Origin of the sequence: Peptoniphilus senegalensis JC140, assembly GCF_000321025.1 — a bacterium.
In the GTDB taxonomy this organism is placed as follows: domain Bacteria; phylum Bacillota; class Clostridia; order Tissierellales; family Peptoniphilaceae; genus Peptoniphilus_A; species Peptoniphilus_A senegalensis.
This window is the reverse complement of record NZ_CAEL01000057.1, coordinates 1-233: the sequence shown is the minus strand read 5'-3', so window position 1 is coordinate 233 and position 233 is coordinate 1. Positions and strand designations below refer to the sequence as shown.

Here is a 233-nt window from a genome sequence, read left to right as displayed (position 1 = left end):
CGTCATGTGCTCGTTTCACCAAAATAGCATGGTATACTAAAGGAAAAAACGTGGGGGCAAATGTGCCTCCTTTTTATATGAGGTGTCTTTGTGGGATTAACAAAAAAGCAACGTGCGACGGAATTTATGAAAGCGCACAGTGCATTATTACAATGTCCAATTTGTCATGAGAAAATGAATGTAGAACAAACGGGTACGGTTCGTTGCGCGCAAAATCATGCATTTGATATGGC

The 233-nt window shown here is 40.8% G+C and carries 1 protein-coding gene; it reads left to right on the top strand.

The genetic code is table 11. The annotated features are described in order from the left end of the window. Nucleotides 1–126: 126 nt before the first annotated feature. On the top strand, nt 127–233 hold a 107-nt coding region (locus PTSHG_RS10275; protein ID WP_392392324.1), incomplete at its 3' end, for a putative RNA methyltransferase.